Source organism: Streptomyces malachitofuscus, from assembly GCF_055571035.1.
This window is the reverse complement of record NZ_JBVIGA010000025.1, coordinates 118,737-137,264: the sequence shown is the minus strand read 5'-3', so window position 1 is coordinate 137,264 and position 18,528 is coordinate 118,737. Positions and strand designations below refer to the sequence as shown.

At 71.7% G+C, this 18,528-nt stretch carries 18 protein-coding genes; 8 read left to right on the top strand and 10 right to left on the bottom strand.

What is annotated here, in order from left to right; all coding sequences use genetic code 11:
- Positions 1 to 48: 48 nt before the first annotated feature.
- Positions 49 to 963 (bottom strand): helix-turn-helix domain-containing protein, encoded by a 915-nt coding sequence (locus tag ACZ44S_RS30815; RefSeq protein WP_466934666.1) that lies wholly within the window; start codon positions 961 to 963, stop codon positions 49 to 51.
- Positions 964 to 1,140: 177 nt separating this feature from the next.
- On the opposite strand from ACZ44S_RS30815, the gene ACZ44S_RS30810 reads away from it, so the two are divergent.
- Complete coding sequence (locus ACZ44S_RS30810) at positions 1,141 to 2,181, top strand: NAD(P)-dependent alcohol dehydrogenase (protein WP_466934663.1); 1,041 nt, start codon at positions 1,141 to 1,143, stop codon at positions 2,179 to 2,181.
- Between the two features lie 99 nt (positions 2,182 to 2,280).
- Here ACZ44S_RS30810 and ACZ44S_RS30805 read toward each other — a convergent pair whose 3' ends face one another.
- The 3 genes from ACZ44S_RS30805 to ACZ44S_RS30795 all read right to left on the bottom strand — a co-directional run bounded on the left by ACZ44S_RS30805 (position 2,281) and on the right by ACZ44S_RS30795 (position 4,148).
- The gene (locus tag ACZ44S_RS30805) at positions 2,281 to 2,553 is read right to left on the bottom strand and encodes a hypothetical protein (protein WP_466934660.1); all 273 of its coding nucleotides are present in this window, start codon (positions 2,551 to 2,553) and stop codon (positions 2,281 to 2,283) included.
- Positions 2,550 to 2,903 carry a DUF6247 family protein gene (locus tag ACZ44S_RS30800; RefSeq protein ID WP_190161710.1) on the bottom strand — a complete coding sequence of 118 codons (354 nt, stop codon included), beginning with the start codon at positions 2,901 to 2,903 and terminating at the stop codon, positions 2,550 to 2,552. The genes ACZ44S_RS30805 and ACZ44S_RS30800 overlap by 4 nt, the downstream gene beginning before the upstream one ends.
- A 126-nt stretch (positions 2,904 to 3,029) precedes the next feature.
- A complete protein-coding gene (locus tag ACZ44S_RS30795) occupies positions 3,030 to 4,148 on the bottom strand; it encodes a hypothetical protein (RefSeq protein WP_466934658.1) in 1,119 nt (372 codons plus the stop codon).
- Between the two features lie 212 nt (positions 4,149 to 4,360).
- Here ACZ44S_RS30795 and ACZ44S_RS30790 point away from each other — a divergent pair, with 212 nt between their 5' ends.
- A complete protein-coding gene (locus tag ACZ44S_RS30790; protein ID WP_466934655.1) occupies positions 4,361 to 5,518 on the top strand; it encodes a cystathionine gamma-synthase in 1,158 nt (385 codons plus the stop codon).
- Positions 5,519 to 5,525: 7 nt separating this feature from the next.
- Here ACZ44S_RS30790 and ACZ44S_RS30785 read toward each other — a convergent pair whose 3' ends face one another.
- The 3 genes from ACZ44S_RS30785 to ACZ44S_RS30775 all read right to left on the bottom strand — a co-directional run bounded on the left by ACZ44S_RS30785 (position 5,526) and on the right by ACZ44S_RS30775 (position 7,007).
- Positions 5,526 to 5,774 (bottom strand): hypothetical protein, encoded by a 249-nt coding sequence (locus ACZ44S_RS30785; RefSeq protein ID WP_466934653.1) that lies wholly within the window; start codon positions 5,772 to 5,774, stop codon positions 5,526 to 5,528.
- 13 nt (positions 5,775 to 5,787) lie between these two features.
- On the bottom strand, positions 5,788 to 6,288 hold the full coding sequence (locus tag ACZ44S_RS30780; RefSeq protein ID WP_466934650.1) for a sigma factor-like helix-turn-helix DNA-binding protein: 501 nt from the start codon (positions 6,286 to 6,288) through the stop codon (positions 5,788 to 5,790).
- Between the two features lie 230 nt (positions 6,289 to 6,518).
- The gene (locus ACZ44S_RS30775; protein WP_466934717.1) at positions 6,519 to 7,007 is read right to left on the bottom strand and encodes a MarR family winged helix-turn-helix transcriptional regulator; all 489 of its coding nucleotides are present in this window, start codon (positions 7,005 to 7,007) and stop codon (positions 6,519 to 6,521) included.
- A gap of 174 nt (positions 7,008 to 7,181) precedes the next feature.
- Here ACZ44S_RS30775 and ilvA point away from each other — a divergent pair, with 174 nt between their 5' ends.
- The 3 genes from ilvA (at position 7,182) to ACZ44S_RS30760 (ending at position 10,489) form a co-directional block, all read left to right on the top strand.
- A complete protein-coding gene (gene ilvA / locus ACZ44S_RS30770; protein WP_466934648.1) occupies positions 7,182 to 8,411 on the top strand; it encodes a threonine ammonia-lyase in 1,230 nt (409 codons plus the stop codon).
- 198 nt (positions 8,412 to 8,609) lie between these two features.
- Positions 8,610 to 9,647, top strand: a complete 1,038-nt coding sequence (locus ACZ44S_RS30765; RefSeq protein WP_466934645.1) for an ATP-binding cassette domain-containing protein — start codon at positions 8,610 to 8,612, stop codon at positions 9,645 to 9,647.
- Entirely contained in the window at positions 9,644 to 10,489 is an 846-nt protein-coding gene (locus ACZ44S_RS30760) for an ABC transporter permease (RefSeq protein ID WP_190161312.1), read from the top strand. The genes ACZ44S_RS30765 and ACZ44S_RS30760 overlap by 4 nt, the downstream gene beginning before the upstream one ends.
- A 58-nt stretch (positions 10,490 to 10,547) precedes the next feature.
- Here ACZ44S_RS30760 and greA read toward each other — a convergent pair whose 3' ends face one another.
- The gene (greA, locus tag ACZ44S_RS30755; RefSeq protein WP_466934642.1) at positions 10,548 to 11,045 is read right to left on the bottom strand and encodes a transcription elongation factor GreA; all 498 of its coding nucleotides are present in this window, start codon (positions 11,043 to 11,045) and stop codon (positions 10,548 to 10,550) included.
- A 169-nt stretch (positions 11,046 to 11,214) separates the two neighbouring features.
- Complete coding sequence (locus ACZ44S_RS30750; protein WP_466934640.1) at positions 11,215 to 11,613, bottom strand: DUF4307 domain-containing protein; 399 nt, start codon at positions 11,611 to 11,613, stop codon at positions 11,215 to 11,217.
- A gap of 148 nt (positions 11,614 to 11,761) precedes the next feature.
- On the opposite strand from ACZ44S_RS30750, the gene mca reads away from it, so the two are divergent.
- Positions 11,762 to 12,643 (top strand): mycothiol conjugate amidase Mca, encoded by an 882-nt coding sequence (mca, locus tag ACZ44S_RS30745; protein WP_466934637.1) that lies wholly within the window; start codon positions 11,762 to 11,764, stop codon positions 12,641 to 12,643.
- Complete coding sequence (locus ACZ44S_RS30740; RefSeq protein WP_466934634.1) at positions 12,636 to 12,881, top strand: hypothetical protein; 246 nt, start codon at positions 12,636 to 12,638, stop codon at positions 12,879 to 12,881. The genes mca and ACZ44S_RS30740 overlap by 8 nt, the downstream gene beginning before the upstream one ends.
- A gap of 185 nt (positions 12,882 to 13,066) precedes the next feature.
- On the opposite strand, the gene ACZ44S_RS30735 is transcribed toward ACZ44S_RS30740, so the two are convergent.
- Entirely contained in the window at positions 13,067 to 16,261 is a 3,195-nt protein-coding gene (locus ACZ44S_RS30735; protein ID WP_466934632.1) for a tetratricopeptide repeat protein, read from the bottom strand.
- Between the two features lie 149 nt (positions 16,262 to 16,410).
- On the opposite strand from ACZ44S_RS30735, the gene ACZ44S_RS30730 reads away from it, so the two are divergent.
- Positions 16,411 to 18,444: a thioredoxin domain-containing protein gene (locus tag ACZ44S_RS30730; protein WP_466934629.1), complete on the top strand. Its 2,034-nt coding sequence runs from the start codon at positions 16,411 to 16,413 to the stop codon at positions 18,442 to 18,444.
- Positions 18,445 to 18,528: the final 84 nt, after the last annotated feature.

Below are 18,528 nucleotides of genomic sequence, written 5' to 3'. Positions count from 1 at the left end.
ACGGCCCGCCGGAAGCACTGCTTCCGGCGGGCCGTCCCGTCGTCCGTGTCACGGGGCCGCGGCGTCCGCGCCCTGCTGCCGAGCGTCCGCGCCCCAGCTCGCCAGCAGCCGCAGCGCCTCCGCCGACGGGGAGCCCGGCTCCGCGAAGTAGGTGACCAGCGACTGCTCGGTCTCCGCCGCCGGGCGGAACGACTCCCACAGCAGCGTCAGTTCACCCACCAGCGGGTGCCTCACCCGCTTGACGCCGTGGCTCTTCTCCTTCACGTCGTGCGCGGCCCACAGCGTCCTGAACTGCTCGCTCTTGACCGACAGCTCACCGACCAGGGCGGACAGCTGAGGGTCCTCCGGGTGGTAGCCCGCGTCCATGCGCAGATAGGCGACCATGTCGGACGCCTTCTGGTCCCACTCCACGAACAGCTCCCGGTAGTCCGGGTTCAGGAACACCAGCCGCGCCCAGTTCCGCTCCTGCGCCGGCATCCGGCCCCAGTCCCCGAAGAGCGCCGCGGCCATCCGGTTCCAGGCGAGGATCTCCGAGCGCCGGCCCACCACGTACGCCGGGACCGTGTCCATCGAGTCCAGCAGCTGCCGCAGCGCCACGCGCACCTGCTGCGTCCGGGGCGGCTGCCGCTTCCGGTGCCGCTTCGGCTTCGCCAGATGCGTCAGATGGGCGCGCTCGGCGTCGGTGAGGCGCAGTGCGCGCGCGATCGAGTCCAGCACCTCCGCCGACACGTTCCGCCCGTTGCCCTGCTCCAGGCGCGTGTAGTAGGCCACGGACACGCCGGCGAGCTGCGCCAGCTCCTCGCGGCGCAGACCCGGGACCCGGCGGTGGCGTCCGAAGTCCGGCAGACCGACGTCCTCCGGCTTCAGCCGGGCCCGCCGCGTCCGCAGGAACTCGCTGAGCTCCGCACGCGGGTCGAGACCGCCGTTCGCCGGGCCGGCCGGATCGGTGTGCTGCTCATCCATACGTCCCAGTATTCCCGGTCGTACGACCGGAAAGCCTGTCCCTGCCAGTGGTACGCACGGCGAACGTAGGCAGAGCGGGGGTCTGGGTGGATCGCCTCCGTCGTCCCAGGCTGGAGCCTGTGCCCGGCCTGACGGAAGGAAGCCGGGTGCACGACCACCTCACAAGGAGAACCCGGCATGACCACTGTTGCTGCCTACGCCGCACCCGCCGCCAAGGCTCCGCTGGAGCGGACGACCATTGAGCGGCGGGAGGTCGGCGAGCACGACGTACTGATCGACATCAAGTTCGCGGGCATCTGTCACTCCGACATCCACCAGGTCCGGGAGGGATGGGGCGAGGCGATCTTCCCGATGGTCCCCGGCCACGAGATCGCCGGTGTCGTGTCCGAGGTCGGCCCCGGCGTCACCAAGTACGCCGTCGGCGACCGTGTGGGCGTCGGCTGCATGGTCGACTCCTGCCGCGAGTGCGACAACTGCAGGGCCGGACGGGAGCAGTACTGCACCGGGGGCATGGTCGGCACCTACAACGCCCTGGACAAGAACGGCGAGCCCACCTACGGCGGCTACGCGCAGACGATCGTGGTCGACGAGAACTACGTCGTCCGCATCCCCGACGGCCTGGCCCTCGACGTCGCCGCGCCCCTGCTGTGCGCCGGCATCACCACGTACTCCCCGCTGAAGCGCTGGGGCGCCGGCCCCGGCAAGAAGGTCGCCATCCTCGGCATGGGCGGCCTCGGCCACATGGGCGTCAAGATCGCGCACGCGCTGGGCGCGGAGGTGACGGTGCTGTCGCAGTCCCTGCGCAAGAAGGACGACGGCCTGAAGCTGGGCGCCGACCACTACCGCGCCACCGCCGACCCGAAGACCTTCGAGGACCTGCGCGGCACCTTCGACCTCATCGTGTCGACCGTGTCGGCACCGCTGGACCTCGGCGCCTATCTGTCGCTGCTGAGGACCGAGGGCACGCTGGCGAACGTCGGCGCCCCCGAGGAGCCCGTCTCCCTGAACCTCTTCTCGGTCATCGGCGGCGGCAAGACTCTCGCCGGGTCGATGATCGGCGGCATCGCCGAGACCCAGGAGATGCTGGACTTCTGCGCCACGCACGGCATCGGCGCGGAGATCGAGCTGATCGGCGCGGCCGAGATCAACGAGGCCTACGAACGCGTCCTGGACAGCGACGTCCGCTACCGCTTCGTCATCGACACAGCAACGATCTGACACCGCGGAACCTCCCCGCCACCTCCGTGAGACCCGTCTCGCCCGTTCCGCCGGGCGGGCGGCCTCACACCGAGGGCGAAACACCGCGGAGACCGGCGCCTACAGCGCCTCGAACGGGGGGATGATACGGACGATGATGATCAGTGGGTCACGTGGTGCGACCAAGAAGTAGAACCAGCCGCCGACGGCATCCATACGGCGCAGACCGCCCGGTCGAGGGCCGTTTCCCATGTCGCTGACGTCGACACCTGTACTGGCCAGGTCGACGAGTTGGCCGGCCAGACGCTCCACCTCCGCCACGACGTGAACGGGAAGCCCGCCTGCCACGTGATCGTGGTCGGGGTCGTACTCCCAGCGCCAGTCGGCGCTCACCGGGCCGGGAGGCCGACGGCCGCGTGGGCCTCGTCCAGGATCCGCCCAATTTCGTGGGCGGCCTGCCGGGCCTGCGCGGCGTCGCCCGATTCAGCGATCTTCTCCCAGTGGCGGAGACCGGCTGCCAGGTCAGGGCGGCGCTGGATGTGCACATAGACGGCCCACTGGGCGATGAACCGCTGGAGCGGTGCCAGGTCGGAGCCCTGCCGTGACTGGTCGGCCGCTTGGTCCAGTTCCCGGGTGAACGCCGGCAGGGCGGCAGGCGCGATCTGCCTGATCGCTTGCCTCAGCGCGGCAACCGTGGCCGGTGGTTGGGGGATGAGCGGTTGCCCGGCGGCGGAGGTGGTCATCGTTGCTCCCATGGGCGCGATTCTGATCCCAGGCGTCAGCGTAACGGGCCTGCCTGCCTTCCCACCGCTCGAACGAGTGAGGGAGAAGCGATACTGCGAACCCGCGTCACCGGCGGGACCGCGGGCTCAGTGCGGCAGGGTGGCCGGGCTGCCGCCGTTCGCCTCGTAGCCGGCGACCGCCAGGGCGCGGTAGACCGCGAACTCGGCGGCGGGGTCGGGGGACAGCGTCCAGGGCAGCGCGCCCACGTGGCCGTCGATGTGTATGAGCTGGTTCATGGCCTCCGCCCAGCGCTCCGCGCGGACCAGGAAGAACACCAGCAGGTGCCGTACGTGCGCCAGCATCGGATCGTCGGGGCGGGCCGAGTGCACCGCGTGCAGCGCGCCGTGGATGGCCTTGCTGACGACCTCGCTCTGGTAGAAACCGGCGACCAGGGTCACCTCGGGAAGGTGCTCGAACACCGCGAAGAGCGGCATGGCGGCGAGGAGCGACCCCTGCGGCGCCCGCGCCGCCGCGGCCTCCGCGAAGGAGTACGCCAGCTGCCGCGAACCGTGCCACTTCTCGCACCAGTACTGCAGCGCGGCCAGATGCGCGCCCATGTGGGCCGGGGCACGGTCGAGGATCTTCAGCCAGACCTGCTCGAAGTCCTGCTGGGAGTAACCGAGTCCGCGGGCCACGGAGAGCTCCACGATGTACGGGACCGGGTCGCCCGGAGCCAGCAGCGCCGCCTCGCCGCACGCTGTCTTCGCCTCCTCCATGATGATCCGGAAGGCGTCCGTCCCGGGTGTCGCGGTGCGCCACGCCTGCTGCACCAGGAACTCGGCGTGCACCGCGGCGCCGCCCGCGTCCTTGGGTGCCTCGGTGCGCCACACCCGCAGCCACTGCCCGCCCGGCGCCTCGCTCACCCCGCCGGGCCGCTGGGCCAGCTCCAGCGAGGCCGCGCCGGCGAAGGCCTGGACGCGCTGCCAGCGCAGCTCGCCCTCCGCGTCGGTGCCGGCCAGCAGCTGCTGCGCCGCGCGGTAGTCCTGGGTGCGCTGCACCAGGTCCAGCACGTCCAGCAGGTCCTGGTCGGGGCCGGGCATGCGGATGTCCAGCTCCTCCTCGCGGGCGAAGCCGTAGTTCGCCGGGTCCGCCGCGTCGGGGTGGCCGGGCGGGACCAGTCCCACCGCGCCGCGCCGGCGCCGGAGGAACGGCAACACCACGAAGCCGAGCATGACGAGCGCGATCAGGACCCAGAGAATCTCCATGTCACAAGCGAACCAGACCGCGCCGACAATTGGCCAACCCGGTGCCCGACCCTGTGGAAAACTTCCCGCGATCCCCGCTCCCGCACCGACCCGTCCGGCACCCCCCGCCCCGACCCGTCCGGCACCCCCCGCATCGACTCGTTCGGTACCCCCGCCGCCCGTCGGGCGCCCGCGCCCGCCGTCCGCGACGTCCGCGCACTACCCTCGGGCACATGAGCGACAGGCACATCAGTCAGCACTTCGAGACGCTCGCGATTCACGCGGGCAACACCGCCGACCCCCTCACGGGAGCGGTCGTCCCGCCGATCTACCAGGTGTCCACCTACAAGCAGGACGGTGTCGGCGGCCTGCGCGGCGGCTACGAGTACAGCCGCAGCGCGAATCCGACCAGGACCGCGCTGGAGGAGAACCTCGCCGCCCTGGAGGGCGGCCGCCGCGGTCTCGCGTTCGCGTCCGGACTGGCGGCCGAGGACTGCCTGTTGCGTACGCTGCTCAGCCCGGGCGACCACGTGGTGATCCCGAACGACGCCTACGGCGGCACGTTCCGCCTCTTCGCCAAGGTCGTCGCCCGCTGGGGCGTGGAGTGGTCGGTCGCCGACACCTCCGACCCCGCCGCCGTACGGGCCGCGATCACCCCGCAGACCAAGGTCGTCTGGGTGGAGACCCCCTCCAACCCGCTGCTCGGCATCACCGACATCGCCGCCGTGGCCCAGGTCGCCCGGGACGCGGGCGCGCGGCTCGTCGTCGACAACACCTTCGCCACGCCGTACCTCCAGCAGCCGCTCGCACTCGGCGCGGACATCGTCGTGCACTCCCTGACCAAATACATGGGGGGCCACTCCGACGTCGTCGGCGGCGCCCTGATCACCGGCGACGCGGAGCTGGGCGAGGAGCTCGCCTTCCACCAGAACGCGATGGGCGCGGTCGCCGGCCCCTTCGACTCCTGGCTGGTGCTGCGCGGCACCAAGACGCTCTCGGTGCGCATGGACCGGCACAGCGAGAACGCCACGAAGATCGCCGACATGCTCAGCCGTCACCCGCGCGTGACGAGCGTCCTGTACCCGGGGCTGCCGGACCACCCGGGGCACGAGGTCGCCGCCAAGCAGATGCGCGCCTTCGGCGGCATGGTCTCCTTCCGCGTGGAGGGCGGTGAGGAGGCGGCCGTCGAGGTGTGCAACCGGGCCGAGGTGTTCACGCTCGGCGAGTCGCTGGGCGGCGTCGAGTCCCTGATCGAGCACCCCGGGCGGATGACGCACGCGTCGGTGGCCGGTTCCGCGCTCGAGGTCCCCGCCGACCTGGTGCGCCTGTCCGTGGGCATCGAGAACGTCGACGACCTGCTCGAAGACCTCCAGCAGGCGCTCGGCCGGTAGGCGCCGGTCACCAGCCCGTGAGCGGTGGAGTCGTCTCCGACGGCGGCTCCACCCACGGGCGGGCCGTCAGCGCCCACACCACGAACGCCACGATCACCGCCAGCAACAGCAGCCACATCGCGCGGCGAAGCAGCGCCCTGCGCCGCAGTAGGCGGGCGCCGCGCCGCGCGGCGTCCCCATGCAGGTCGGGTGGCACGGGCGGCGGTGACTGCTCCAGCATCCGCCGTACGGTCTCCTCACGTCTCATCCCCGCCATGCCGGCTCCCGTCTCATGACGGCACCGCCTCGATGCCCGCCACCTTGGGCGACGGGCGCCCGGGCGGGCGCAGCACGTTCGCCATCGCGCGGTTGAAGATGGCCCGCACGCGCTCGGCGGGCAGTCCGAGCAGCGCCGCCGTCTGTTCCTCGGCGACGCCCTCGTGCAGCCGCATCACCAGGACCAGGCGTTCCTGCGGGCTGAGCGCGGCCAGCGGACTGCCGGGGCGAGGGCGGGAGCGGAGCAGCCCGCCGAGCTCGTGCCACGCGCTGTTCGCGAACCGGGTCGCCAGGTACTGGCGGGTGTGGTCGTAGGGGTCCTCGCCGTGCAGCCGGTCCCAGCACGCGTACGTGCGGGCCAGCGCCAGGGTGAGCAGGCGCCGCGCGCGCGGGTTGTCGTCCCGTGCCTCCGCGGTGAGCAGGGTGGCGGTGTGCAGCAGCCGTCCGCCCGCGCCGGCGACGTACGCTTCGAACTCGCGGGCGCGGGACGCGTTCTCGGACACATGCCGTGCCATGCAGCCGCACCCTCCCCTCGGGGTTCCCTCCCCTCATATCAGGCCAGGGGGCACCCCGTGGTCAAGAGCCGTGCGTGCGCGTGACGGTTCCAGCCCTCTTCCGCCCCCGCCGCCCCTTCCCAAGCCCGTCCCCCGGGGGCTCCGCCCCCGGACCCCCGCTCCTCGAACGCCGGAGGGGCTGATTCACCCTGCGGCGAATGGAGCGCGTCCGGGGGCGCAGCCCTCAGAGGTCAGGAGTCCGTACGGTCCTGAACGGACATCCGAGAAGACAGCGCACCGTTGAAGCGCGTGAGGAGCGTGCAGAACGCCTCGCGCTCCTCCGGCGCCCAGTCGTGGGTCAGCTCGGCCATCAACTGACGCCGCGAGGCACGCACTTCCTCCAGCCGCGACTGCCCGCGCGGGGACAGCTGGAGCACGACCGCCCGGCCGTCCTCGGGGTGCGAGGTCCGCTTGACCAGGCCGGTGTCCACGAGCGGGGCCACCTGACGGGTGACCGTCGAGGAGTCGATCCCCATGCTCGCGGCGAGCGCCTTGACGCCCATCGGACCTTCCTTGTCCAGGCGGTTGAGCAGCAGGTACGCGGCGCGGTCCATCGAGTTGCGCACCTGGCCGACCCCGCCGAGCCGCGTCTGTTCGGCACGGCGGGCGAACAACGCCACCTCGTGCTGCAGCGTGTCGAGAAGACCCGTGTCACCGACGGCCGTCAGGTCCGTCGTCATGTCCATCGACATTTCAGGTGTTGTGGGCATGGCCGGAGGCTCACTTCGTGGAGGGCTGCTGGTTGGGGGACAGGGTACGCGGCCGGGCGGCGGGCCGTACCGGCGCTGCGCAAAGCGGAGTCCGCGGGTTGGTCACACCGGTCGTGGCCTTCCGTGAACTGCGATGCTGGAGTCATGAGCTACAGCACGGCCGGTTCCCTGCGGGCCGTCACCCTCGACGATGTGCGCGGCGCCCAGAAGATGCTCTCCGGTGTGGCCCGGACCACCGCGATGGAGGGCAGTCGGCATCTGTCCCAGCGGGTGGGCGCTCCGGTGCATCTGAAGTGCGAGAACCTCCAGCGGACCGGCTCGTTCAAGCTGCGTGGCGCCTACGTCCGGATCGCCGGGTTGCTGCCGGAGGAGCGGGCCGCCGGTGTCGTCGCGGCGAGCGCCGGCAACCACGCGCAGGGCGTGGCGCTGGCGTCGTCGCTGCTCGGGGTGCGTTCCACCGTGTTCATGCCGACGGGCGCCCCGCTGCCGAAGGTCAGCGCGACCCGGGAGTACGGCGCCGAGGTGCGCCTGCACGGCCAGGTGGTCGACGAGACGCTGGCCGCGGCGACGGAGTACGCGCAACAGACGGGCGCGGTGTTCATCCACCCGTTCGACCACCCGGACATCATCGCGGGCCAGGGCACGGTGGGCCTGGAGATCCTGGAGCAGTGCCCCGAGGTGCGCACGATCGTCGTGGGGGTCGGCGGGGGCGGGCTGGCCGCCGGGATCGCGGTCGCGGTGAAGGCGCTGCGGCCCGATGTGCGGATCGTCGGGGTGCAGGCGGCGGGCGCGGCGGCGTATCCGCCGTCGCTGGCGGCCGGCCGTCCGGTGTCGGTGCGCAACCCGGCGACGATGGCCGACGGGATCAAGGTGGGGCGTCCCGGCGACGTGCCGTTCGGGATCGTCGGAGAGCTGGTGGACGAGGTGTGCACGGTCACCGAGGACGAGCTGTCGGCCGCGCTGCTGCTCTGCCTGGAGCGGGCCAAGCTGGTCGTGGAGCCGGCTGGGGCGAGCCCGGTGGCGGCGCTGCTGAGCCGTCCCGGTGCCTTCGAGGGGCCGGTCGTCGCGGTGCTGTCCGGCGGCAACGTGGACCCGGTGCTGATGGAGCGGGTGCTGCGGCACGGCATGGCGGCGCAGGGCCGCTACCTGGCCGTTCGGCTGCGGCTGACGGACCGGCCGGGGGCGCTCGCCTCGCTTCTCGGGGCGTTGTCGGTGGTCGACGCCAACGTCCTCGATGTGAGCCATGTACGGACCGATCCGCGGCTCGGGCTCACGGAGGCGGAGGTCGAGCTGCACCTGGAGACCAAGGGTCCGGAGCACTGCGCCGAGGTCGAACGGGCTCTGCGCGAGGCGGGTTACACGGTCATGGACTGACGCCGGAGGCGGTGTCACTCCTTCGGGTACATGCATTGAGAGACGCGATACATCGCGTTATGGTGTGTCTCTCGTCATTGTCCGGGTCATTGCCTGGCCGCCGTGCGTGCCGCGGTCGTGCCGGGCGGAAAAACATCAGCACATCCCGGCGCGCAAACCTAGGCTTTCCCGAAGAATCACGACGACGTGGAGATTCATATGCCAGGCGCCATCTATGCCGAAGGTCTCGTGAAGACCTTCGGAGACGTAAGGGCACTGGACGGCGTCGACCTCGAGGTCCCCGAGGGCACCGTCCTGGGCCTGCTCGGGCCGAACGGCGCGGGCAAGACCACCACCGTCCGCTGCCTCACCACGCTGCTGCGGCCCGACAGCGGCCGGGCCGTCGTCGCCGGTCTCGACGTGCTCAAGCAGCCCGACGCCGTCCGCCGCTCCATCGGCCTGTCCGGCCAGTTCGCGGCCGTCGACGAGTATCTGACCGGCCGCGAGAACCTGCAGATGGTCGGACAGCTCTACCAGATGAAGGCCAAGGCGGCGAAGGCCCGCGCGGACGAACTGCTGGAGCAGTTCAACCTGGCGGACGCCGCCGACCGCACCGCGAAGACCTACTCCGGAGGCATGCGCCGACGGCTGGACCTCGCGGCCGCGCTGGTCGTGTCACCGCCGGTGATGTTCATGGACGAGCCGACGACCGGCCTCGACCCGCGCAACCGCCAGCAACTGTGGGAGGTGATCAAACAGCTCGTCTCCGGCGGTACGACGCTGCTGCTCACCACGCAGTACCTGGAGGAGGCCGACCACCTGGCGCACGACATCGCGGTCGTCGACCACGGACGGGTCATCGCCCAGGGCACCTCCGACCAGCTCAAGGCCCGTACCGGCGGCGAGCGCGTCGAGGTCGTGGTGCACGACCGCGAGCACATCCCGGCCGCATCCGCCCTCCTCGACAAGTACAGCCTCCGGGGCCTCGGCCAGGGGGACACCACGGTCGAGGAACACATGCGCAAGATCACCACCCCGGTCTCCGGCGGAGCCAAGCTCCTCGCCGAGATCATCCGCGAGCTCGACGCCGACGGCATCGAGATCGACGACATCGGCCTGCGCCGCCCCACCCTCGACGACGTCTTCCTCTCCCTCACCGGACATGTCGCGGAAGCCGAGGACGAGAACGACGACGGCCCGCAGGAAGCCGAAGGCCACAGCAAGGGACACCGCGCCGGCAAGGAGGCCGCGACATGAGTGCCGTCACCGACGCCGTACGGGTCACGGCGCCCGGCAACCCGATCGGCCAGTCGATCAGGGACTCCCTGGTCGTCGCCAAACGCAATCTGATCCGCATGGCCCGGATCCCCGAAGTCGTCATCTTCGGGCTCATCCAGCCGATCATGTTCGTGGTGCTGTTCTCGTACGTGTTCGGCGGCTCCATGGACATCGGCGGCAGCACCAGCCCGGAGGTGTACCGCGAGTTCCTGATGGCGGGCATCTTCGCCCAGACCGTCACCTTCGCCACCGCCGGAGCCGGCGCGGGTATCGCCGAGGACATGCACAAGGGGCTGATCGACCGCTTCCGCTCCCTGCCCATGGCCCGCGGCGCGGTGCTCACCGGCCGCACCCTCGCCGACCTGGTGCAGACGGCGCTCACCCTGCTCGTGCTCGCCGTGGTCGCCCTGCTGGTCGGCTGGCGCACCCACACCAGCATCGGCGAGGTGCTCGCCGCGTTCGGGCTCCTGCTGCTGACCGGGTACGCGTTCACCTGGATCGGCGCGGTCATCGGCCTGTCCGTCCGCACCCCGGAGGCGGCCACCTCCGGCGGACTGGTCTGGCTCTTCCCGGTCACCTTCGTGTCGAACGCGTTCGTGGACTCCAGCAACATGACGCCCTGGCTGCGCCACATCGCCGACTGGAACCCGTTCAGCGCCACCGTCCAGGCCTGCCGTGAACTCTTCGGCAACCCCGGGGTCTCGACCTCGGACGCCTGGCCCATGCAGCATCCCGTGTGGGCCTCGCTGATCTACTCGGTCCTGATCATCGCGGTCTTCCGCACCCTCGCGGTGCGCAAGTACCGCTCCGCCGCGGCATGACGAGACCCCCGGTACCGCAAGGGGTGCCGGGGGTCCGTCGGGACATCGCGGGGGCGGGTCAGCCGCTGTACGGCTCCGCCTTGAGGATCTTCACCGAGGCCGTCTTGCCGTTGGGCAGCTCGTACTCGGCGTCCTCGCCGACCTTGTGGCCCATCACGCCGGAGCCGAGCGGGGACTGCGGGGAGTAGGTCTCCACGTCCGCGCTCGCGTACTCGCGCGAGGCGAGCAGGAAGGTCAGGGTGTCGTCCTCGTCGCCGTCGAAGGCGATGGTCACGACCATGCCGGGCGCCACGGCGCCGTTGGCCGCCGGGGCCTCGCCGACCTTGGCGTTCTCGAGGAGCTGGGTGAGCTGGCGCACACGGAGTTCCTGCTTGCCCTGCTCCTCCTTGGCCGCGTGGTACCCGCCGTTCTCCCGCAGGTCGCCCTCCTCACGCGCGGCGGCGATCTTGGCGGCGATCTCCGTGCGCGCGGGACCAGTAAGGTACTCAAGCTCGTCCTTGAGCTTGTTGTACGCCTCCTGGGTCAGCCAGGTGACGTTCTCGCTGGTCTGGGTCACAGGTGCTCCTCGTAGGTACTGGGAAATACAAAGCAACGCCCTACCAAGAAGGATGGTCCTCCGAGGATGGGCGAAACCACGAGCCTAACAATTCAGTGCCCGCAGGGGGAGGACATAAGCCACCAGACTTCTGTCAGCGCAGGTCAGTGGCCGGGTATTCCCCGCCACATCACTCCGCGTGGCAACCGACGAGCTCGGCCGAGGTGGCCCGGGAGGTCGTGCGCAGCGTGACGACCTCGTCGACGCGCGTGGCGTCCTTGTCGAAGCGGAAGTCGGCGCGGCCCACCTCGGCGCCGTTCTCGGCCTGGGAGCGGACCGTGCAGTAGCCGTCGACGCCCGCGTCCTTGTGCACCTCAAGGTGCACCCTCACCGCGTCGTCGGAGACGTCGAAGCCGATGACCTCGGCGCTGATCTCGTTCTGGGCGACGTAGTAGTAGCCGAACCAGCCGATCAGCCCGAGCAGCAGCACCGACAGCACGGCGCCGACGGCCTTGAGGGTGCGGTCGGCACGCTGGTCCGAGGAGCGGCCGTAGCGGCCCTCGGGCAGCCGCGTGCTCGACGTACTCATGATCGTCTCCTCGGCAGGAAGGGACCGGCGTCCCCATGACAGCCCCCGGAGCGGAACCCCGGAATTTTTCGTCCCCCGGTTCGGTCACTATAGAAGCCTGCGACTGCGCCGCCGCACACAGGGCGCCTGACGACTTGAGGATTGAGTCTTGACTGACCAGCTGCGACTGATGGCCGTCCACGCCCACCCCGACGACGAGTCGAGCAAGGGCGCGGCCACCATGGCGAAGTACGTGTCCGAGGGGGTGGACGTGCTGGTGGTGACCTGCACGGGCGGGGAGCGCGGCTCCATCCTCAACCCGAAGCTGCAGGGCGACGCGTACATCGAGGAGCACATCCACGAGGTGCGCAAGAAGGAGATGGACGAAGCCCGCGAGATCCTCGGCGTGAAGCAGGAGTGGCTCGGCTTCGTCGACTCCGGCCTGCCCGAGGGCGACCCGCTGCCGCCGCTGCCGGAGGGCTGCTTCGCCCTGGAGGACGTCGACAAGGCGGCCGGCGAGCTGGTGCGCAGGATCCGCGCGTTCCGCCCCCAGGTGATCACCACGTACGACGAGAACGGGGGGTACCCGCACCCCGATCACATCATGACCCACAAGATCACGATGGTGGCGTTCGAGGGCGCGGCGGACACCGCGAAGTACCCGGAGGACGCGTTCGGCCCGGCGTACCAGCCGATGAAGGTGTACTACAACCAGGGCTTCAACCGTCCCCGCACCGAGGCGCTGCACCAGGCCATGCTGGACCGCGGCCTGGAGTCGCCGTACGGGGACTGGCTCAAGCGCTGGAGCGAGTTCGAACGCAAGGAGCGCACGCTCACCACGCATGTGCCGTGCGCCGACTTCTTCGAGATCCGCGACAAGGCGCTGATCGCGCACGCCACGCAGATCGACCCGGACGGGGGGTGGTTCCGGGTGCCGATGGAGCTGCAGAAGGAGGTCTGGCCGACGGAGGAGTACGAGCTGGCGAAGTCGCTCGTGGATACCTCCCTCCCCGAGGACGACCTCTTCGCGGGCATCCGGGACAATGCCTGACATGAGCGCAAGCGCAAGCCTGGCAATGACCCACCTGGTGCCCCTGGCCAAGGAGCTCGACGAGGACAAGGTGACCCCTGGGGTCCTCGGATTCATCGTGTTCGCGGTGATGGCTCTCGCGGTGTGGGGGCTGATGAAGTCCATGAACCGGCACATGGGGCGAGTGGACTTCCAGGAGTCCGAGCCCGAGGAGGCCGAGGCGACGGGTGCGGGTGCGGGTGCGGAGAAGCGTGCCTGAGGAGTGACCCGGTGACTGTGTGGGCCGGGTGATGTGGCGCAGCCCGGCGCCGGCGGGGTGCCGCTGCGCCCACCCGTGCCGCCCTGGGGGCACCTCCCAGGCCTTTCAGGCACGGGGGGAGGCACGACTGCCCGCAGCTACGGCGGCACAAGTGCCCGCAGCTACGGCGCCACGACCGCCCGCAGCTACCGCGGCACCGGCACGCCCATGACCTCGCGGGCGTGGCGGCTGGGGACCAGACCCAGGTGCCAGGCCTGCCAGCCGGATTCGAGGGTGACCCCCCGTTCCAGGAGGAGCCGGTAGGCCTCCACGCAGTCGGTCAGTTTGGCGTCGCGGGCGGTGTGGGTGGCGCGGGCCAGCTGGGACAGTTCCTCCTGGGCCACCGCCGTACCGACCTCCGTGCCGCCCGGTGCCGCGTACGGCAGCAGCGTGCAGCGCAGGAAGCGCGCCCAGTCCTCCCCGCGCCGGTCTCCGTAGGACGCGAACAGGGACACTGCCTCGTCGCACAGGGCGAGGGCCCCCGGCGTCCGCGCGTTGCCCGCGTCGACGACCGCCAGCTCCAGGCAGGTCCACGCCTCGCCGTGCGCCACCCCGATCCGCTGGAAGTCGGCGCGCGCGTCGACGAGGAGCTGCCGGGCGAACCCGGAGTTGCGCAGTGACCCGGTCCGGGCCGCCCGCTGGTCCCGGGTCACCCGCGCCGAGTGGTGCCGGGCGCAGGCCAGGCCGTAGACGTCCCGCATCCGCGAGAACATGGTGCGGGCGCGTTCCAGCTCGCGCACGGCGCGGTCCAGGTCACCGGTCTCCTCCAGGGCCTGGCCCAGGTAGTACAGCGTCCACGCCTCGCCCCGCGCGTCCTCGTTGTCCCGGTGCCGGGCGGCGGCCCGGCGCAGCTCCTCCACCGCCTCAGAGGCGTCACCGTCCACCAGCCGGGCGCGCGCCAGCTCCGTCAGCGCCCACGCCTCACCGCGGGCGTCGCGGGTACGGCCGTACAGCTCCAGGGCCGTACGCAGCTCGCTCTCCGCGCGCGGCACGTCGCCCATCCGCAGGTTCAGCTGTCCGAGCTGGAAGTGCGCCCACGCCTGCCCGTGCACGGACTCGCCCGCGCGGTGCAGCACCAGCGACTCGGTGAGCAGGTCCAGTGATTCGGCCAGCCGGGCGCGGTCCCGCTCCACCGCCGCCAGCGCGTGCATCGTCCAGGCGCGGTCCGTGGCCAGCTCGGGCGCGGCCTGCAGATCCAGCGCCTCCCGCAGTCTGGCCGACGCCTCCGTGAGGTTTCCCTGGTGGTGCAGCGTGATCCCGAGCGAGGTCAGCGCCCGCGCCGCGCCCGCGTTGTGGTGCGCCTCTCGGTACAGGTCCACCACCGACGTCAGCGTGGTCCGCGCCTTGTCCAGCTCGCCCAGCTGCCGCGCCGCGATACCGGTGCGCCACTGCACCGAGCGCACCAGCAGCCCCTCGTCGACGGCCTGCGCCAGCTCGCTGATCTCGCCCAGTCGGTAGAGGTCGCCGCGCAGCAGGCAGTAGTCGCACAGCGCGCCGAGCAGGTTCTGCACCGCTCCCCGGTCCACGCCCTCCGCGTGCCGCAGCGCCGCCGTGATGAAGCTCGACTCGTCGTCCAGCCAGCGCAGCGCCTCGTCCAGCGAGGTGAAGCCGTACGGGCTGAAGCGGTCCGAGCGCGTCGACATGTTGCCGTCGACCAGCCGGAGCACCGAGTCGGCCAGCTCGGCGTAGTTCACGATCAGCCGTTCCTGTGCCGCCGAGCGCTCGTCGGGGTCCTCCTCGTCGAGGAGCCGCGCCAGCGCGAACGCGCGGACGAGGTCGTGCAGCCGGTAGCGGCTGTGCCGTACGCGGTCGATCAGCCCGGCGCGGTTCAGCGCGACCAGATGCCGGGTCGCCTCGGCCTCGTCGGTGGCCAGGAGCGCCGCAGCGGCCGCCGCGCCCAGCGAGGCCCGGCCGGCCAGCGCGAGCCGGCGCAACAGCCGCCGCAGGATCTCCGGCTGGTCGGTGTAGCGCAGCCACAGGGCCCGCTCGACCGGCTCGACGGGCCCGTAGGCGCCCAGGTCGGTGGCGAGTGCGAGCGGCGAGCGCGGGCCCAGGGCCGCGCCCACGGCCCGCAGCGCCAGCGGCAGGCCTCCGCACAGCTCCCGCACCCGCTCGGCGGACTCGGCGTCGTACGGCCCGGAGGAGTCCTGCGCGGCGGTCGCGAGCAGCTCCTCCGCGCCGGCCGCGTCCAGCGGCTCCACCGGCATCTGGTACACCCGGGCCGGCAGATCGTCGGGCAGCCCGAGGGGTGAGCGGGAGGTGACCAGTACCAGGCTGTCGGAGCGCTCCGGAATCAGGGTGCGGACCTGCTGCGGATCGGCGGCGTCGTCCAGCACCACGGTGACCGGCATCCCGGTCAGATGCTGGTGGTACAGCTCGCTGAGCCGCTTGACCTGCTGGTTTGGGGACGACCGCTCGCGGAACAGCAGCTGTTCGCGCGGCGCCCCCAGCCGGTTCAGCAGATGCAGCAGCGCGTCCCGGGTGGACAGCGGGGGCTCACCGGGGCTGTCACCGCGCAGGTCGACGACACAGGCCCCGCGGAAGTGGTCCCTGAGCTCGTGCGCGGCGCGCACCGCGAGGGTCGTACGGCCGCTGCCGGACGCCCCGTGCAGCACCACCACCGTCGGCCGGGTCTCCGTACTGGCGCGGGCCGCCTGCACCCACTGCCGGATCCGGGCCATCTCCTGTCGCCGGCCCGCGAAGGGACCCAGTGGCTCGGGCAGCTGCCCGAAGGACTGCTCCAGCACGCTGCGCCCGCGGGCCGCCGCGCTCTTGTCGCTGCCGCGCAGCCGGGGTCCCGTCTTCGTCGGCCCCGTGGACGCGGCGAGCACCCGCTGCTGGTCCAGGAAGGGGCGGATGCCGCGCACCTCCAGTGCCGTCAGCCACTGCAGCCTCAGCTGCTCCGGCCCGCCCGGCTGGCTCACCGCCCCGGCCCGGTGATGGGCGGCCGGCACATGGGAGCCGGCCACCTTCACCACGGTCGTCGCCGCGCCGACGACTCCGACGGCCACGCCCGCGCCCAGTGCCGTCCCGGTGCCGGTCCCGAGCGCCATGTCGGCGGCGACGGCCGCCAGCCCCGCGACCCCGGCCACCAGCAGCGGCGTCCCGGCGCCCTCGCGCGCGTAGCGCTGCCGGAAGGTGAGCTGTCCGGCCGCCGCCTCGTCCAGGGCGCGCGTGTACGCCTCGTACTCCTCGGCCGCCGTCTCCGCCATCGCGTCCAGCGCGCCGCGCGCCCGCGTCAGCAGCACCTTGCCGTCCGTGCGCCCGCCCGAGCGGCGCACCTCTTCCTCCACGGCCCGCGTCAACAGCCGCTCGGCGTCCGCCCGATGACTGTCCCGCATGTGATGTCCCCCTCCGGCGGCGTCGGCCGGTTCCGGCCGCGTTCCTTGGTCACAAGTGTGTCGTGCGGGGGCCGCCGTGGGGAGAGGGCCGGATCGCCCGGCTGTGTGCTGCCGGGCTCCGGGGCGGGTACTGCGGCAGGATGGACACCATGCCGAACCGACTGGCCCATGAGACGTCCCCGTACCTGCTCCAGCACGCCGACAACCCGGTCGACTGGTGGCCGTGGTCCCAGGAGGCCTTCGAGGAGGCGCGGCGGCGTCAGGTGCCGGTGCTGCTGAGCGTCGGCTATTCGAGCTGCCACTGGTGTCATGTCATGGCGCACGAGTCCTTCGAGGACCAGGGCACCGCCGACGACATGAACGGGCACTTCGTCAGCATCAAGGTGGACCGCGAGGAGCGCCCCGACGTCGACGCCGTCTACATGGAGGCCGTGCAGGCGGCGACCGGGCAGGGCGGATGGCCGATGACCGTGTTCCTCACGCCGGACGCCGAGCCGTTCTACTTCGGTACGTACTTCCCGCCCGCGCCCCGGCACGGCATGCCGTCGTTCCGGCAGGTGCTCCAGGGCGTGCACCAGGCGTGGGAGGAGCGGCGGGACGAGGTCGGCGAGGTCGCCGGGAAGATCGCCCGGGATCTGGCGGAGCGGGAGCTCTCCTACGGTGACGACCGGGTCCCCGGCGAGCAGGAGCTCGCGCAGGCGCTGCTGGGGCTGACCCGGGAGTACGACCCGCAGCGGGGCGGGTTCGGCGGGGCGCCGAAGTTCCCGCCGTCCATGGTGATCGAGTTCCTGCTGCGGCACCACGCCCGCACCGGCGCCGAGGGCGCGCTGCAGATGGCGGCGGACACCTGTGAGCGGATGGCGCGCGGCGGGATCTACGACCAGCTCGGCGGCGGTTTCGCGCGGTACTCCGTGGACCGGGACTGGGTGGTGCCGCACTTCGAGAAGATGCTGTACGACAACGCGCTGCTGTGCCGGGTGTACGCGCACCTGTGGCGGGCCACCGGCTCGGAGCTCGCGCGGCGGGTGGCGCTGGAGACCGCCGACTTCATGGTCCGGGAACTGCGCACCCCCGAGGGCGGGTTCGCGTCCGCGCTGGACGCCGACAGCGACGACGGCACGGGACGGCATGTCGAGGGCGCGTACTACGTGTGGACGCCGGCGCAGTTGCGCGAGGTGCTCGGGGCGGACGACGCCGAACTCGCGGCCCGGTACTTCGGGGTGACCGAGGAGGGCACCTTCGAGGAGGGTGCCTCGGTGCTGCAACTGCCGCAGCGGGACGAGGTGTTCGACGCGGGGCGGATCGACGGCATCAGGGAGCGGCTGCTCGCGGCGCGTGCCTCCCGGCCCGCTCCCGGCCGGGACGACAAGGTGGTGGCCGCCTGGAACGGGCTGGCGATCGCCGCGCTCGCCGAGACCGGGGCGTACTTCGGCCGGCCGGATCTGACGGAGGCGGCCGTCGCCGCCGGGGACCTGCTGGTCCGGCTGCACCTCGACGAGCAGGCCCGTATCGCCCGCACCAGCAAGGACGGGCATGCCGGCGCCAACGCGGGGGTGCTGGAGGACTACGCGGACGTCGCCGAAGGCTTCCTGGCGCTGGCGTCGGTGACGGGGGAGGGGGTGTGGCTGGAGTTCGCCGGGCTGCTGGTCGACCACATCCTGGTCCGTTTCACCGACGAGGCGTCGGGTGCGCTGTACGACACGGCGTCGGACGCGGAGCGGCTGATCCGGCGTCCGCAGGACCCGACCGACAACGCGGCCCCCTCCGGCTGGACGGCCGCCGCGGGCGCGCTGCTGGGCTATGCCGCGCACACCGGTTCGGAGCCGCATCGCACCGCGGCCGAGCGGGCGCTGGGCGTGGTGAAGGCGCTCGGGCCGCGGGTGCCGCGGTTCATCGGGTGGGGTCTGGCGGTCGCCGAGGCCGTGCTGGACGGCCCGCGGGAGATCGCGGTGGTCGGCCCGGCGCTCGACGACCCGGCGACAACGGAACTGCACCGTACGGCACTTCTGGGCGTGGCGCCCGGCGCGGTGGTCGCCGTGGGGACTGCGGAGAGTGACGAGTTCCCGTTGCTCGCCGACCGTCCCCTCGTCGGCGGTGAACCGGCCGCCTATGTCTGCCGTAATTTCACATGCGACGCGCCGACGACCGATCCCGACCGGTTGCGTACGACACTGGGCGGCTGAACACATAGACGCACCAGGGGAGTTGACGTGCTCGGTTGCATCCATTTCGGTCGAATGATGACCTGAATCCGGTCAACTTCCGTC